The following is a 16169-nucleotide window of genomic DNA, read 5'->3' as shown; positions in this document are numbered from 1 at the left end:
TCAGCCCTTGACGCACACCACCTGCCGCAAGGTATGCACGATCTCGACCAGCGAGCGCTGGGCGTGCATCACGGCGTCGATGTCCTTGTAGGCCATCGGGATCTCGTCGATCACCTCCTGATCCTTGCGGCACTCGACGTGTGCGGTGGCGCGCTGCTGGTCGGCGAGCGTGAACCGCCGCCGGGCTTCGTTGCGGCTCATCACCCGTCCGGCACCGTGACTGCACGAGCAGAACGATTCGGCGTTGCCCAGGCCGCGGACGATGTAGCTGCGGGCGCCCATCGAGCCGGGGATGATCCCCGGTTCGCCCTGGCGGGCCGAGAGTGCGCCCTTGCGGGTGACGAAAATCTCGCTGCCGAAGTGGGTTTCCTTCCTTACGTAGTTGTGGTGGCAATTTACCGCCTCGGCGTCGATCGCGAAGGGCTGGCCGATCACCTGGCGTGCGGCGGCGACGACCTGGGCCATCATCGCGCTGCGGTTGCAGCGGGCATAGTCCTGCGCCCAGCCGACGGCTTCGAGGTAATCGTCGAAATGGACGCTGCCTTCCCGCAGATAGGCCAGGTCGCGGTCGGGCAGCGTGGCCAGATGCTGGCGCATGTCGGCCTGCGCCAGCGCGATGAAGCAGCGACCGATGGCGTTGCCGACGCCGCGCGACCCCGAGTGGAGCATGAACCAGACGCGCTCGGCTTCGTCGAGGCAGACCTCGATGAAGTGGTTGCCGGTCCCCAGCGTGCCGAGGTGCTGGCGGTGGTTGGCATCGTGCAGCTGCGGATATTTCGCGACGATGCGCTTGAAGCCGGGCAGCAGCCCCGCCCAGAGCGCGTCGACCGATGGCGGCGGGTCTCGCCAGCTGCCCTGGTCGCGCTGGCCGTGGCCGATCGTGCGGCCGTGCGGCACCGCGCGCTCGATCGCCGAGCGCAGGCCGTGCAGCTGGTCCGGCAGGTCGCCGGCCTTGAGCGTGCTGCGGGTGGCGATCATCCCGCAGCCGATATCGACGCCGACCGCCGCCGGAATGATCGCGCCGCTGGTCGGGATGACGCTGCCGATGGTCGACCCCTTGCCGAGGTGCACGTCGGGCATCACCGCCAGGTGGTGGAAGATGAACGGCAGGCGGGCGGTGTTGAGCAACTGCTGGCGCGCCGCGGCCTCGACCGGGACGCCTGCGGTCCACGTCTTGATCGGTCGGCCTTCGGCGACCTCGATCACTTCGATGGCGTCGCGCTCCGTGCCGACCATCCGTCGTTGCCGGAGGTACCGGCCCAGGCTGGCGCAGGTAACAGCGAGCCGGCGAAGGTCGGCATGGCTGCGGCGCGCTCAGTGCTGCTGGTCATCGACGGAAGTCAGGGCAGCGGTCGCCGCCAGCGCATCGGCCGGCGGCCGCGTGCTCGGCAGCAGCAGGCGGAAGCGGGTGCCGCGGCCGACTTCGCTGCTGACCTCGATGCGGCCGCCGTGTCGTTTGGCGATGCCGTAGGCCAGCGACAGTCCGAGGCCGGTCCCCTGGCCAACCGGCTTGGTGGTGAAGAACGGTTCGAAGATCCGCTCCAGGTTCCCCGGGGCGATGCCCTTGCCGCTGTCCTCGACCTCGACCCACACCTGCTGCGCATCGAAGCCGGTGCGCAGGGTGATCGTGCCGCGCTGTTCGATGGCGTGTGCGGCATTGACCAGCAGGTTGAGCAGGATCTGGTTGATCTGCGCCGGGATGCATTCGACCTCGGGAACACCGGCGTATTCCTTGTGTACCGCGGCCTTGTACTTGATTTCGTTCCAGACGATGTTCAGCGTGCTGTCGAGGCCGGCCTCGAGATTGGCGAACTGCCACTCCGCGGTGTCCACCCTGGAGAAGTCCTTGAGGTCCTGGACGATCTTGCGGACGCGTTGCAGGCCTTCGAGCGATTCATCGATCAGCTTGCCGACGTCGTCGCGCACGTAATCCAGATCGGCGGCTTCCCTGGCGGCGGCAATCGCGTCGCGCAGCGCGGGATGCTCGGCGATGACCGTGTCGGCAGCGGCATAGGCATCGATCACTTGCAGCAGGCTGCTCACTTCGTCCCTGAGGCTGCCGAGGTTGGAATTGACGAAACCGACCGGGTTGTTGATTTCGTGCGCCACGCCGGCTGCCAGCTGGCCGATCGAAGCCATCTTCTCCGCTTGCAGCAACTGGTTCTGCGCTTCGCCGAGCTTGCGGTTGAGCTCGGTCAGGTGCTCGATGCTGGCGTGCAGCTGCAGTTCGGCGGCGTGTTGCTCGGTGATGTCGATGCCCGAACTCAGCGTCTCGGTCACCGTACCGGACGAATCGCGCAGCAGGGCATTGCTCCACAACACGCGCCTGATCCGGCCGTCGGCGGTCAGGAGGTCGTTCTGGTTGTGGGCGGCGATGACGCCCTTCGGTCTGCCCGCCAGCCAGCACCGGAAGCTGTCGCCCAGCGACTCGCGTTGCGGCTCGGGAACGAAGCGATCGAACCATTTGGCGCCGACGATCTCGGTTTCGCTCAGCCGGAGCAACTCACAGCCCGCGCGGTTGATCATCCGCACGCGCAGGTCGCAGTCGATGACCACGATCACCGCCAGCGCCACGTCGAGGTATTCCTGGGCCTGGTCGAGGGCATTGCGCAAGGCTTTTTCGGCGTCCTTGCGGGCGGTGCTGTCGCGGATGATGCCGCTGTAGAAACGCTCTCCGCGGACCGAATAGGCATTGATCGACAGCTCGATCGGGAAGCGCGATCCGTCGCTGCGCAGCCCCTCGAGTTCGACCGTCTTGCCGAGCAGGTGCGCCCCACCGGTGGCGAGATGACGCGCCACGCCGCGGCGATGCGGTTCGCGCAGTTCAGACGGTATCAGCATCGTCACGCTCTGATCGTACAAGGCTTCCGGCGGCTGCTGGAAGATGCTGCAGATCGCCGGGTTGAACGAGCGGATCAAACCCTGCTCATCGATCGTGATCACCCCGTCGCGCAGGTTGTCGAGGACGCTGCGCAGCTCCTCCTCCTTGCGACGCAACTGGTCCTCGGTCACCGTCAGTTGCTCGTTGCGCTGGTGCAACTCGGCGAGCAACTTCTGCCTGGCACGCTCTGCGCTCCGCCGCTCGCTGATGTCGCGAAAGACGACCACGGCGCCAACCGTGCGTTCGCCGGCGACGATCGGCGAACCGGCGAAGTCGACCGGAAAGCTGCTGCCGTCCTTGCGCCAGAACACTTCATCGCTCGCGGCGCTCGGTTCCTGGCGAAGTCGGGCGCCTGAGAGCGGACATTCCGCGGCCGGATACGGACTGCCGTCGGCGCGCGTGTGGTGAAACATGGCGTGCGGGCGCTGGCCGAGCATCTCGGCCGCGGTCCAGCCAAGCAGGCGCTCGGCCGCCGTATTGACGTAGTTCATCCGGCCTTCGGCGTCGGTTCCGTAGAGCCCCTCGACCATCGATTCGAGGATCGACGCCTGGCGCTGCTGCAGGATATTGATCGCCTCGCGATCCGCACGCAGGGTATCGGCGGTCCGGTCGAGTGCCACGATGATGCGGCCGAACTCACCGCGATGAGTGCCCTTGACGCGCGTGTCGAAGTCCCCCTGGCCGATCCGCAGCAGGGCGCCCTCGATGACGTCTAGCTTGTAGCCGACGTAGCGCAACAGCCGGCGCGAAAACGTCAGAAGCAGCACCAACCCAACGACAAAGAGCGCCAGCTCGCCGAACAGCGCTTTCCGATAGACGGCTTGTGCGGCGGCGTAAGACTCGGCGACGTGGCCTTCCTGCAACGCGATCAGCTGCCGGACCGGGATCACCACCTGCAGTTGCAACGCCCACCAGTCCTCCTTCAGGACGGTCGCGATCGCCGCCAGGTCGCGCCGGGCCAGCAGTTCGTCGAGGCCGTAAGCAAAGCCCGGCAGCCAGAGCATGGCCTCTTCGATGGTGTCGACCAGGTGCTGCTCATCGGCGGTGGCCTCGCCGGCCGTCGCCTCGCGATACAGCGCCCAGGCGCGGGGAAGGTCGCGGCGGGCCGTTTCAAGGTGGAGTCGGGCACCCGCAGCGCTCATGTCGTCGTTGAGGACGCCGTACAACAGCGCGCGCAGGTGGGTGAGTTCCTTGTCGACCACAATCAGGTTCTGCGTAGGTCCAACCTCGTCTTCGAGCACCTGACGAAGACCCTCCTGGCCGCGCCAGGTGCCCCACATGCCCAGCCCGGCGATGCTGCTCAGGATCATGGCGCCAAGCACGACGAACAGCCACAGGCCCTGACGGATGCTCAGCTTGATCGTCATGGCAAGGTCCGCGCGCGGCAGGACGGGCGGCGCGCCCACACGGCGAAGCGCTGGCGCGCTTCGCGCACCCGGCTTGCTGCGCGGATCGACGCACCTTCCAGACTGCTCATCAGGGTCCTTTCGCTGCGCTCTCGCGGTCACCGTCGCGCCGAACCGAACTTTATCAGAGAGCACCCGTTTGGTCATCGCCGGCCAGCGCCGCGGCAGCGCGTCGTGCCCCGTACCGGCGGCCTGGGCAATGTCGCGTCGGCAACGCCGGGTAGGCCCTTATTGCGATGGCCTTTTTGCCGCGCTGGGCTTATTCTCCCTCGCTGGACGGCCAGACGCGCGTCAGAGCGCTTTCGGAGAACCAGCAAAGTCATGTCTGATGCAAGCTCGCCCACATCGCCAGGCCAGCAGCCGTCAAGTACCGGCGGGATGCGTCGTTGGTCGGCGCCGCCGCAGCTCTTCAGCCGCTACCTCGCCGTCATCATCGTTGGCCTCAACCTGGCGGTCGCCGCTGCGGTACTGTACTTCTTCGCCGAGTCGCGGCGTAGCGAGGAACACAAGAGCGAGGCGCAGGGGGCGGCGCTCGTCCGGCTGATCGCCAAGGAGGTCGAGAACCAGTACGGAAGGATCGACCTGACGCTTCAGATCGTTGCGGAAGAGTACGCCCAGCAGATCTCGCATGGGCGCGACGAAGTGGAAAACTGGCTGCAGCGCGTTGCCGGATGGCATCCGGCGTTGGCGCTGCTGCGCATCGCCGATGCCGATGGCAACATCGTCTATTCGCCTGCGGAGGACCGCCGAAGTCGGGTCCCGATCGCCGACAGAGCCTACTTCATCCACCTGCGCGACGATCCGAAGGCCGGGCTGGCGATCAGTCAGCCGCTGACCGGCCGGATCACCCGCACGCCAATCATCGTCCTGGCGCGGCGGATAGCTCTTCCGGACGGGCGCTTCAATGGCATCGTGCTGGCATCGCTGCGCGTCGAGCACCTGCACAACACCCTGATCGGCATGGTCGCCAAGGACCCGGCTGAAGTCGGCCTGATCGACTCGGAGTTTCGCTGGGTGGCGGGCCGTGCCTGGCAGTCTGACGCTGCCGAGGGCGAAAGCGGGCTGCTGGTCGCTGCCCTGCGAACGGCTGTCGAAACAGCGCCACAGGAGGGTTTCTTTGCCACGACGAGGACCGGCACCGAGATGCTGGTCGCCTACGCGCGCAGCGCGACATTCGGTTTCTACGTCATCGTCGGACAGCCGCGCGCGGCCGTGCTCGCGGCATGGCGGCGGCACGCCTGGGTGGGCGCCGGTGGGGTGGCGTTGTTTGCCGTGCTGAGCACCCTGCTGGGGCTGTTGCTGAGCCGCCACTGGCAGCAACAGGCGGCGGCGACGGCCAGCCTGCTCGAACGCGACGAATGGATCCGGCAGGCGCAGCAGGTCGGTGGCTTCGGTCTCTTCTCGTACGAGGTCGCTACTGACCGCTTTGGTGTCAGCGAGTCCCTGTACGCGATCGCCGGCGCCGACGCGGCCTATCCCCACAGCTGGGCGGGCTGGCTGGCGCTGGTGCACCCCGATGACCGGCAGGCGCTTGACCGCGCCTTTCGCAACGTGGTGGCCACCAGGCACGATGTTCCTGGCATCGAATACCGGATCGTTCGACCGCTGGACGGCAGCCTGCGCTGGGTGCGCAGCACGGCGCAGCTGCTGGCGCCCGACGCGGCGAAGCCGACGGTGGTCGGCGTCGTCCTCGACGTCACCGCGCAGCGGCGCGACGAGGCCAGGCTGCGCCAGAGCGAAGAGGAACTGCGTGCGGCCTTCGAGCAGGCCGCGGTGGGAATCTCGCTGGTGGCCCCCGACGGCAGTTGGCTGAGCGTCAACGATCGCTTGTGCGAGATCGTCGGTTATCGCAAGGAAGAACTGCTGCGCCTGCGTTTCCAGGACATCACGCACGCGGACGACCTGGCGTCCGATGTCGCCGAGGTCGACCGCATGCTGGCGCGCGAAATCGCCACCTACAGCAAGGCAAAGCGCTACATCCGCAAGGACGGCGGCAGCGTCTGGGTGAACATCACGGTGGCGCTGATCTGGAACGAAGACCGTACGCCGAAGCACTTCGTGGTGATCATCGAGGACATCGACGCGCGCAAGAGCGCCGAACGTGAGCTCGGCCACACGCGCGAAATGCTCAGGAATTTTCTCGACCACCTGCCCGGGCTGGCGTACATCAAGGACCAGTCGCTGCGCATGCTGCACGTCAATCGCCGCTGCCGCGACCTGCTGCACCGCGACGCCGAACAGCTGATCGGCAAGACCAGCGCCGAGATCTTTCCCGGCGATCGGGGCGAAGGGGTCAGCGCCCGCGATCGCCAGGTACTCGATTCCGGCAACAGCGAGGTCGTCGAGCGCAGCTACGGCGACAGCAGGTATCAGTCGATCCGCTTCGTGATCAGGCAGAACGATGATCCGCCCCTGCTCGGCGGCATCACGATCGACGTGACGCAGCGTTACAAGCTTGAGCAGAGAACCACGGCGCTGCTCGAAATCAACGCGCGTGGCGGGACGCTGCCAGAGAAGGAGTTCCTCGCTTGCGCCCTCGAACTCGCCGAGAAACTGACCACCAGCCGTATCGGCTTCCTGCATTTCGTCAACGACGACCAGGAGACGATCGAGCTGTCGACCTGGACCGCTGGCGCGCTGCAGAGCTGCAGCGCGATGTTCGACGCCCACTACCCGATCAGCCAGGCGGGGATATGGGCCGACTGCTGCCGCGAGAGCCGCGCCGTCTGTTTCAACGATTACGCCGCGCATCCCGCCCGGCGCGGCCTGCCCGACGGGCACGCGCCACTGCAGCGGCTGATCTCGGTGCCGGTGCTCGACGAGGGCGCGGTGCGAATGATCATCGGGGTGGGTAACAAGACGGGCCCCTATGACGATTTCGACGTCACCAGCGTGCAACTGATCGGCAACGACGTCTGGAACGTCGTCCGCCGGGGGCGCGCCGAGGCGGATCTGGCGCGCCGGCTCGCCGAGGTGACCGAACTCAAGGACCAGCTCGAACAGGCGCACCTGCAACTGCTGCAATCGGAGAAGATGTCGGCGATCGGACAGCTCGCGGCCGGCGTGGCGCACGAACTCAACAACCCGATCGGCTTCGTGTACTCCAACCTCGGGACGCTCGCCGGGTACGTCGACGACCTGCTGGCGATCGACGCCGCTGTCGACCGCGTGGCGCAGCTGCCGGCGCAAGCCGGCGGCAGCATGTTCGACGAGGTTCGCCGGCTCAAGGCCGCGTGCGACCATCCGTACATCGTCGAGGACTTGCCGAAGTTGATCGCTGAAAGCAAGGAAGGGCTCGAACGTGTGCGGCAGATCGTCATCGACCTCAAGGACTTCTCGCGCGTCGGCGAGGCCGAGTGGCAGTGGGCCGACCTCGAGCAGGGTCTCGACAGCACGATCAACATCGTCTGGAACGAGCTCAAGTACAAGGCCGACGTCGAACGCCACTACGCCGGACTGCCACCGATCAACTGCCTGGCGTCGCAGCTCAACCAGGTGTTCATGAACCTGCTGGTCAATGCCGCGCAGGCGATCGAGACGCGCGGAAGAATCGACATTCGCACCGGCAGCGAGGTAGATGCGGCTGGTGTGGTCAATGCCGTCTGGGTCGAGATCGAGGACACCGGGCGCGGCATGTCGCCAGAAGTTCAGAAGCGGCTGTTCGAGCCCTTCTTTACCACCAAGCAGATCGGCCAGGGGACCGGGCTTGGCCTTTCGATTGCCTTCGGGATCGTCGAAAAGCATCACGGTCGTATAGACTTCCGGTCAGCGGTCGGTCGCGGCACGCGCTTTCGCATCACGCTGCCGATCGACGGCAGTCAGAGCGGTTCGATGACTGCATGAACGCATGAACGGCGTCCTCGTCGCTGCACCCGGCCGGCTGCTCGCTGACGCTTGCGGGGGCGGGCGCGTGGCCTTGCCGGCCGGGCGGCATTGGCCGATGCACCAGAAAGAACAGCTATGACCTTCATGAAATGGAGCAGGCACTTTGTGACCGGCATCGACCTGATCGATGGCCAGCATCGCCGACTCGTCGATCTGATCAACGACGTCGCACCGCTGCTCTCTGGCGGTGAGCCGGTCGGTGCCGAGGCCGCCCAAGCGCTGCTGGACCGTCTGGCGGAATACGCGCAGACGCACTTTCGCGACGAGGAACGCCTGATGCGCGAGGGCGGTCTGGGAGATTCGTGCCTCGGCCAGCAGGCGCGTGCGCACCGCGCCTTTGTCGATGAAGTTGCGCTGATGCGGCGGCAGGTCGATGCCGACGAACAGATCGACGGTCAGCTGCTGCTGCGCTTCCTGGCCAACTGGCTGACGCTCCACCTGCTCACCGACGACCAGTCGATGGCCAGGCAACTGGCGCTGATCGCCAGTGGGCACACGCCTGCCGAAGCGGCGACGCTGGCGCGCGAAACGAAGGAGGATACGGCGCAGACGGTGCTCGCCGACGCGCTGCTCGACCTCTATGCGGTCGTCTCCGAGCGCAACCGCAAACTCGTTGAGGCGAACGTGCAGCTGCAGGCGGCGCGGGCGAAACTGGTCGAGGCCAACGCCGATCTCGCGCGACAGGTCGACCAACGCAGCCGCGAACTGGCGGCGACCAATGCCGACCTGTTGCGCGAGCAGGGCGAGCTGCAGCGGGCGATCGAGGCCATCGAGAGAACGCAAGGGCGCCTGCTGCAGTCCGAAAAGGTGGCCGCCGTCGGTCAGCTCGCGGCCGGGGTGGCGCACGAGATCGACAAACCGGTCGGTATCGCCAGTTTGAATCTGGCCTCGCTCAAGGACTATGTCGAACGTCTGCTGGCGACCATCGATGCCACGGCGCCAGCGGTTGCGGCGCTGGCCCGCCATCATCCGGCGCGGCTTGCCGCCGAGCAGGCATGGCAGGACATCGAACTCGACTACCTGCGGCAGGACATCCCCGACCTGATCCGCGATTCGGCCGACGGCCTGGCGCGGGTGCGCAAGATAGTTACCGACCTCAAGGATTTTTCGCACCGTGAGGAAGCCGAGTGGCAGGACGCCGACCTCAATCGCGGGCTGGAGAGAGCGTTGAAGGTGGTCTGGAACGAGCAGCACGACAAGGTCAAGGTGGTTTGCGACTTCGGCGAGCTGCCGGCGGTGCGCTGTCTTCCGGCGCAGATCAATCAGGTGTTCGTAAACCTGCTGGTCAACGCCGGGCAGGCGATCGCCACCGCCGGGACGATCACCCTGCGCACCGGCCAGCAAGGGCGCTACGCCTGGGTCGAAGTCGAGGATACCGGCAGCGGCATACCACAGGCAGTCCAGGAGCGGATCTTCGAGCCCTTCTTCACCACCCGGGCGGTCGGCCAGGGAAGCGGCCTGGGGCTGGCGATCGCGTCGGAAATCGTCCAGCGCCACCACGGCACGATCAGCGTCGATAGCCAGCCAGGGTGTGGGTCGCGCTTCCGTGTGCTGCTGCCGATCGCCGGCCCAGCCGGGGGGACGCGGCCTTGAGCCCGGAGACGCCGCAGGAATCGATCTACGATGCGCTCGGCATGGTGGTGATCCGCGTCGACGCCGATCTCAAGGTCTGGTATGTCAACTCCTTTGGCCTGCGCCTGCTCGGCTTCGCCCGGCTCGGACAGGTTTTCAGGCGGCCGTTGATCGAACTGTTCGGCGCGGACCCGACGAACTCGCCCGAGTTCCTCGCCGAACTTCGCGATTGCAGCGCGCACCGCGGCGTTCACCAGGTAGAGGCGCCGCTGACCACCCACGATGGCCGGCAGATCTGGATTTCCTGGTCGATCGAATACCGCGTCGCGGCCGACGCAATCCTCGCGCCGATCTTTCTGGTCGGCGCCGACGTCACGCGGGTGCACCAGAGCATGGCCTCGGCGCTGCTGTTCCAGCACATCGCCCAGAACAACCCGCTGTCGATAGTCATCACCGACGCCGACCTGACGATCCTCTTCGCCAACCCGGCGGCACTGGCGATGACCGGTTATGCCGTCGACGAGGTGATCGGGCGCCGCCCGCAGATGTTTCGCTCCGGGCTGACTCCCGACGAGACCTACCAGGCGATGTGGGCAGCACTCGGTGCCGGTTTGACCTGGACTGGCGAGTTCGTCAACCGGCACAAGGACGGCGCGATCTACACCGAGAGAAAGACCATTTCACCGATCGTCGACCAGGCGGGACGCTGCAGCTTCTACTTCGCCATCGGCGAAGACTCGTCGAAGCAGCACGAAGCCGAAATGCGACTGCTGGAGCTGAGCAGCACCGACGCGCTGACCGGGCTGCGCAACCGTGCCGGTTTCCTGGTCGAACTGGCGCGTCTGGCGCAGCGCGCCAGCGCCGCCAGGACCGGAATTGCCGTCGTCCATCTCGACGTCGATGACTTTTCGAGCGTCAATAGCCTGCTCGCGCACGACGATGCCGACCGCGTTCTGGTCGAGATCGGGCGCCGGCTCGACACCACCGTCCGCGAGGCCGACGTCGTCGCGCGCCTCGGCAGCGACGAGTTCGGTCTGTTGCTGCCGGCCCCGGAAGTGCCTCTGGCGGCGCATTGCGAAGAAGTCTCCAGCCGCCTCCTCGCGGCCATTCGGCCACCGTTCAAGGTCGGCGAGCGGAGCATCGAACTCACCATGTCGATCGGCATCGCCTGCTTTCCGGCTGACGGCAGCGATGCCGGCGAACTCCTGGCGAGCGCCGCCAGCGCCACGCAACTGGCCAAGCGCGACGGCGGCGACAGCGCAGTCACCTTCGACCGGGCGGCGGGTGGCGAAGACGCCGATCGTCGCGAACTGCTCGGCGAATTGCGCCACGTGGTCGACCGGCAGCAGCTGATCCTGCACTATCAGCCGCAGCTCAGCCTGCAGACCGGCGCGCTGATCGGGCTGGAGGCGCTGCTGCGCTGGCAGCATCCGGAGCGGGGTCTGGTGCCGCCGGGCCGATTCATTCCCTGGGCCGAAGAGAGCGGGCTGATCATCCCGATCAGCGAGTGGGTGCTCGCCGAGGCGTGCCGGCAGATGCGCGAGTGGCTGGACGCCGGCCTGCCGCCGATCAAGGTCGGGGTCAATTTGTCGGCGCGTCATTTCCGCTTTCCGAAGCTGTACTCGACGGTTGGCGATGCGCTCGCCCAGCACCGCATCGACCCGCGAACGCTGGAACTGGAGATCACCGAGGGGGCGATGATGCACGACGTGGCGATCGCCGCGCGGACCAGCGACCGGCTCAAGGAAATCGGCGTGCGGCTGTCGCTCGACGATTTCGGCACCGGCTATTCGTCGCTCGCCTACCTCTCGCGCTTTCCGATCGACGTCGTCAAGATCGACCAGTCCTTCGTTCGCGACATCACCAGCAATCCGACCAACGCGGCGATCGCGCAGGCGACCATCGCCATGTCGCACAAGCTTGGCAAGGTGGTGCTCGCCGAGGGGGTCGAGACCGAGGAGCAGATGCATTACCTGCGCCGCAGCGACTGCGACGAGATGCAGGGCTACCTGTTCTCGCGGCCACTGCCGGCCGCCGAAATCGCTGCCTTGCGCCGTTCGGGCAGGCGGCTCGATTTCGGCGCCGGCAAGGGTGACACCCCGCCGACGGTGCTGCTGGTCGACGACGAGCCCAGTATCCTGTCGGCGCTGAGGCGCGTCTTGCGCCGCGAAGGCTATCGGGTGCTGGTCGCCGACAGCGCCGCCGCGGCACTCGGCGTGCTGGCCCGCGAAACGGTCGAAGTGATCGTGTCCGACCAGCGCATGCCGCAGATGACCGGCACCGAACTGCTGTCCCGGGTCAAGACGCTCCACCCGCGCACGGTGCGCCTGGTGCTCTCGGGCTACTCGGAGATCACCGCGGTCACCGATGCGATCAACCGCGGATCGATCCACAAGTACCTCAGCAAGCCCTGGGACGATGAACACCTGAAGAGCGAGATCAGGGACGCTTTCCGCGCCTGGAAGGAACGTTTCAGCAGCGACGGCGGCTGAGCGGTGGCCGGAGTCCTTGCGCCCCCACGATGCTCAACACGGCGGCGACTGGCGGTACGGTGAGCACAGTGCATGGGGCGGCAAGCGCTTGCCGCGCTGGGTGCTGTACGCAGGCGGGTTTGCCGACCCGGCACACGGTCCGGATGATTCCGGCTAACCACGAGGAGAAAGAGTCGATGTTCGTTGCCCTGAGCCGCTTCACTGTTGCCAACGGCATGGAAGAGGAGGTCCGTGCGGCTTTTGTGGCGCGGCCGCACCTGGTCGACGCGGTGGCCGGCTTTGTGCGCATGGAAGTGCTGCGCCCGCAGGGCCACCCCGAGGAGTTCTGGCTGATGACCTGGTGGCTCGACGAGAGATCCTTCGACGCCTGGCATCGCAGCCATGTTTACCACGATTCGCACCGCGGCATGCCCAAGGGATTGAAGCTGGTGCCGGGCCGCACCGAGATCAGCCGTCTTGAGCTGGTCGCCGAATGAGCATGCGGCAGCTTTATCCAAGCAGGAGAGCGCAATGAACAGCAGAGCGTGTTACCAGACCGATGGTGAAACGATCGAACGCTTCGTTGCCCTGCGCGACGCGGCCATTGCCCATGCGACGGCCGCGAGCGTGAGTGCCTGGCCCGAGTTGTTTGCCCGACGCGGGCCGCGCGCCCGCGAAGCCTGTGCCGAGGACATCGCTTTCCACCTTGATTTTCTGCGCCCGACGCTCGAGACCGGCGATCTTTCGGCGTTCACCGCTTACCTCGGCTGGTTGGCGCAGGTCCTGTCCGCGCGCGGCATACCGGACGCTTCGCTGACACGCTCGCTCGACGATCTGGCGCTGTTCTTCAGCGGGCAGCTCGGTTCTGCGGCGGCGCCGATGGTTGCGGCGCTGGTCGCGGGGAGAACGGCGCTGGCTGCCGGCCTTGCCGCGCCCGCCTACGATCGCCCGTGCCCCGATCCATGGGAGGAAGCCGCGCTCTTCGCGGACGCCATGCTCGCAGGCCGCCGGCGCGAGGCGTCGGCCTTGTTCAACCAGGCGCTCGACCGCGAGGGTTCGCTACCGGGCGCCGAGATCCACGTCATCCAGCCGGCGCTCTACGAAGTGGGCCGCCGCTGGCAGCAGAACAACGTATCGGTGGCCCAGGAGCACCTCGCGACGGCGATCGCGCAAACGATGATGGCGCAAGGTTTCGGGCGTGTGGAACCGGCGCCGGACAATGGCCGCAAGGCGCTCTTCGCCTGCCCGGCGGGGAACCACCACTGCGTCGGACTGCGAATGGTCGCCGATGCCTTCGAGGTCTCGGGCTGGACGGTGCATTACCTGGGCGCGAACACGCCGCTGCCGGCCTTGACCGACCAGATCAGGCAGCTGCAACCCGATCTGGTCGGGCTGTCGGCGTCGCTACCGCAGCAGTTGCGTGCTCTGCGCGAAGCGGTAGGCGTGCTGCGGGCGAGCTTTGTCGACGACTGCCCGCGGATCGTCGTCGGCGGGCTGGTGTTCAACCAGTTCCCGCTCCTCGCGCGGAATATCGGCGCCGACCTGCTCGGTGCCGACGCCTTGAGCGCGTCCGCCGCGGCTGGTTCGCTGCCGGCCGGCTAGGCTTCGCCGGTGCCGCTACCCGAAATGCCGGAAGTATTGGATTCGCTGGAGGCGGTGGTCATCGCGCGCTTTGGCGCGGGTGGCGCACTGCTGTACGGCAACGCAGGCTTGCTGCGGGTCTGCGCCGATCAAGGGCACGCGGCCTGGGACCTGTTCTCCCAGCCGCGCCTCGACGCGCTCGCGCGGGTCCTGCCCGATGCCCGGTGGGTAGTCCATCGGGGGCGCCTGACGCTGGGTGACATGCATGGCGGCGTGATGCGCACGCTCACCGGGACGGTGTTCGCCAGTGACGGCGGGATGCTGGTGGTCGCCGGCTACGATATCGACGAATTCGAACGCAGCTCGGTGCTGATGCTGGAACTGAACAGCGCGCTCGACGCGGCGCATCGCGACCTGATCCGTGCCAACCGCGAACTGGCCAGACGGGAAGCGGCGATCCGCGAGCTTTCGCTCACCGACGCTTTGACCGGTGTCGGCAATCGTCGCCATCTCGACGAGAATCTGGCCGCCGAATGCGAAAGAGCGCAGCGCTACCAGCAACCCCTGGCGCTGATCATTCTCGACATCGACCATTTCAAGCGGGTCAATGACGGTTGGGGGCACGAAGCCGGCGACCAGGTGCTGCAGGAAGTCGGCGCGCTGTTGCGCGCCTGCCGGCGCCAGTCCGACACCGTTGCACGCCTCGGCGGTGAGGAGTTCGTCGTATTGATGCCTGGCGCCACCGCGCTCCAGGCCGAACAGGCGGCCGAGCGCCTGCGGCAGGCGGTGGCCGGCCGAGCGATGGCCAAGCTGCCCGGCGTCACTGCCAGCCTTGGGGTGGCCGTTCTGGCTCCCGGCGAGAACGGCGGTAGCCTGCTGGCGCGCGCCGATGCGGCGCTGTATCGGGCCAAGCAGGGTGGCCGCAACCGCGTCGTCAGCGCGGCGGCAGACGATCGCGGTGGCGCCGCGCCATGAGCCACCGCGGGGGAGGCGACGAGGAAGCCGGCGAGCAGCGTGGCGTGGGGCAGGGCACCTGGGCCGTACCCGTGCCATGGTTGCAGTCGCTGCAGTCCGTCGCGCTGGCGGAAATCAGTCTGTCGGGCGAGGTGCTCTCGGCCAACGACGGTTTCTACGTGCTGCTCCAGCGCCCGCCAGGCAGCACGGTGGACGATGTCGCCCGCTACCTCGTCAATCCGACTTTCGCGGAGCTGGCCGCAACGGCCTCCCGCGCCGCCCCCGGCGAAGCTGTCTACCGCGGCCTGATCACTTTTGTTGACCAGCTCGGCGAGCCGCATTCGCTATTGAGCAGGGTCTTTCGGCACAACGATCATCTCGGGCTGGTCGCCGAGCATGACGTGCACGAGCATCAGCGCCTGTTCGCCGCGGTCATGCGCCTCAATGACGAGCTGGCCAACCAGCAGCGCGCCCTGACTCGCGCCAATCGGGAGTTGGCCCGCGAAAAAGCCGAGCAGAAGCGCTTGCTGCAGGAATTGGCAAGCGCGCAGGCGCACCTGCTTCAATCCGCGCAGCTTGCTTCGGTCGGCCAGCTCGCGGCTGGTGTCGCGCACGAGATCAACAATCCGCTGGGCTTCGTCGCGTCCAACCTGACGACTCTCGGCCGCTATGTCGCGGACCTGCTGGCGGTGATCGATGCCTACGCCGCTGCCGAAGGTCTGATCGGCTGTGACGCTTCGGTCCTGAAGTCAATCCTCGCTGTGCGCGAGCGCTGTGACATCGATTTCGTGCGCGAGGATGCCGGCACTCTGGTCAGCGAATCGGCCGATGGCGTCGCGCGCGTGGCGCGAATCGTGCGCGACCTGAAGGATTTTTCCCGAATCAACGAGTCCGAATGGCAGGTCGTCGACCTGCACGCGTGTATCGAGAGCACCCTCAACGTGGCCTGTCACGAGCTTCGCCAAACCGCCGAAGTGGTTCGTGAGTACGGTGTGTTGCCGGAGCTGCACTGTTGTCCGAGTCAGCTCAACCGGGTGTTCATGAACCTGCTGGTCAATGCCATGCAGTCGATGGACGGCGCCCGGCCTGGACAGATCTTCCTGCGCACCGGCCGTACGGGCGATCAACTGTGGATCGAAATCGAAGATAACGGGGAGGGGATCGCGCCCGAAAACCTGCAGCGCATCTTCGATCCGTTCTTCAGCACGCGACCGATCGGCGCCGGCACCGGACTCGGCCTCGCGTCGGCGTGGGGGATCGTCAGTCGGCACGGCGGGCGCATCGAGGTGCGCAGCGCGCCTGGCGAAGGGAGCTGCTTCCGGGTCTGGCTGCCGTTGTCGCCGAAGGCGTCTGCTTGGCCGGCGGCTGAGCAGTGAAGCGCCGGGTCTTCGGCGGTTCGGGCACGATGGCCGCGCCGAC

The 16169-nt window shown here is 66.8% G+C and carries 9 protein-coding genes; 7 read left to right on the top strand and 2 right to left on the bottom strand.

Annotated features, from left to right (window positions below):
* Together Q1L50_RS15735 and Q1L50_RS20070 are read right to left on the bottom strand one after the other, a co-directional pair.
* Positions 1-1236: an RtcB family protein gene (locus Q1L50_RS15735; RefSeq protein ID WP_300340389.1), complete on the bottom strand. Its 1236-nt coding sequence runs from the start codon at positions 1234-1236 to the stop codon at positions 1-3.
* Positions 1237-1314: 78 nt separating this feature from the next.
* Entirely contained in the window at positions 1315-4248 is a 2934-nt protein-coding gene (locus tag Q1L50_RS20070; RefSeq protein ID WP_366145253.1) for a PAS domain S-box protein, read from the bottom strand.
* Positions 4249-4608: 360 nt separating this feature from the next.
* On the opposite strand from Q1L50_RS20070, the gene Q1L50_RS15720 reads away from it, so the two are divergent.
* The 7 genes from Q1L50_RS15720 to Q1L50_RS15690 all read left to right on the top strand — a co-directional run bounded on the left by Q1L50_RS15720 (position 4609) and on the right by Q1L50_RS15690 (position 16126).
* Positions 4609-8130, top strand: a complete 3522-nt coding sequence (locus Q1L50_RS15720) for a PAS domain S-box protein (protein ID WP_300340386.1) — start codon at positions 4609-4611, stop codon at positions 8128-8130.
* A gap of 117 nt (positions 8131-8247) precedes the next feature.
* Entirely contained in the window at positions 8248-9765 is a 1518-nt protein-coding gene (locus Q1L50_RS15715) for a bacteriohemerythrin (RefSeq protein ID WP_300340383.1), read from the top strand.
* Entirely contained in the window at positions 9762-12236 is a 2475-nt protein-coding gene (locus Q1L50_RS15710; RefSeq protein WP_300340381.1) for an EAL domain-containing protein, read from the top strand. The genes Q1L50_RS15715 and Q1L50_RS15710 overlap by 4 nt, the downstream gene beginning before the upstream one ends.
* A gap of 176 nt (positions 12237-12412) precedes the next feature.
* Entirely contained in the window at positions 12413-12712 is a 300-nt protein-coding gene (locus tag Q1L50_RS15705; RefSeq protein ID WP_300340378.1) for an antibiotic biosynthesis monooxygenase, read from the top strand.
* A gap of 34 nt (positions 12713-12746) precedes the next feature.
* On the top strand, positions 12747-13817 hold the full coding sequence (locus tag Q1L50_RS15700; protein WP_300340376.1) for a cobalamin B12-binding domain-containing protein: 1071 nt from the start codon (positions 12747-12749) through the stop codon (positions 13815-13817).
* A 24-nt stretch (positions 13818-13841) separates the two neighbouring features.
* The gene (locus Q1L50_RS15695; protein ID WP_300340374.1) at positions 13842-14771 is read left to right on the top strand and encodes a GGDEF domain-containing protein; all 930 of its coding nucleotides are present in this window, start codon (positions 13842-13844) and stop codon (positions 14769-14771) included.
* Positions 14768-16126, top strand: coding sequence for an ATP-binding protein (locus Q1L50_RS15690; protein WP_300340372.1), 1359 nt, complete (start codon positions 14768-14770; stop codon positions 16124-16126). Before Q1L50_RS15695 ends, Q1L50_RS15690 begins: the two co-directional genes overlap by 4 nt.
* Positions 16127-16169: the final 43 nt, after the last annotated feature.

It is taken from the genome of Accumulibacter sp., from assembly GCF_029255145.1.
Taxonomy (GTDB): Bacteria; Pseudomonadota; Gammaproteobacteria; order Burkholderiales; family Rhodocyclaceae; genus Accumulibacter.
The sequence above is the reverse complement of the archived record's forward strand: the minus strand, read 5'-3'. Positions and strand labels throughout refer to the sequence as shown.

What these genes read in the sequence shown, in the direction of transcription:
- Q1L50_RS15695 (WP_300340374.1), top strand. Translation starts at nt 13,842, where the DNA reads ATGCCGGAAGTATTGGATTCGCTGGAGGCGGTGGTCATCGCGCGCTTT.
- Q1L50_RS20070 (WP_366145253.1), bottom strand. Translation starts at nt 4,248, where the DNA reads ATGACGATCAAGCTGAGCATCCGTCAGGGCCTGTGGCTGTTCGTCGTG.
- Q1L50_RS15715 (WP_300340383.1), top strand. Translation starts at nt 8,248, where the DNA reads ATGACCTTCATGAAATGGAGCAGGCACTTTGTGACCGGCATCGACCTG.
- Q1L50_RS15735 (WP_300340389.1), bottom strand. Translation starts at nt 1,236, where the DNA reads ATGGTCGGCACGGAGCGCGACGCCATCGAAGTGATCGAGGTCGCCGAA.
- Q1L50_RS15720 (WP_300340386.1), top strand. Translation starts at nt 4,609, where the DNA reads ATGTCTGATGCAAGCTCGCCCACATCGCCAGGCCAGCAGCCGTCAAGT.
- Q1L50_RS15700 (WP_300340376.1), top strand. Translation starts at nt 12,747, where the DNA reads ATGAACAGCAGAGCGTGTTACCAGACCGATGGTGAAACGATCGAACGC.
- Q1L50_RS15690 (WP_300340372.1), top strand. Translation starts at nt 14,768, where the DNA reads ATGAGCCACCGCGGGGGAGGCGACGAGGAAGCCGGCGAGCAGCGTGGC.
- Q1L50_RS15705 (WP_300340378.1), top strand. Translation starts at nt 12,413, where the DNA reads ATGTTCGTTGCCCTGAGCCGCTTCACTGTTGCCAACGGCATGGAAGAG.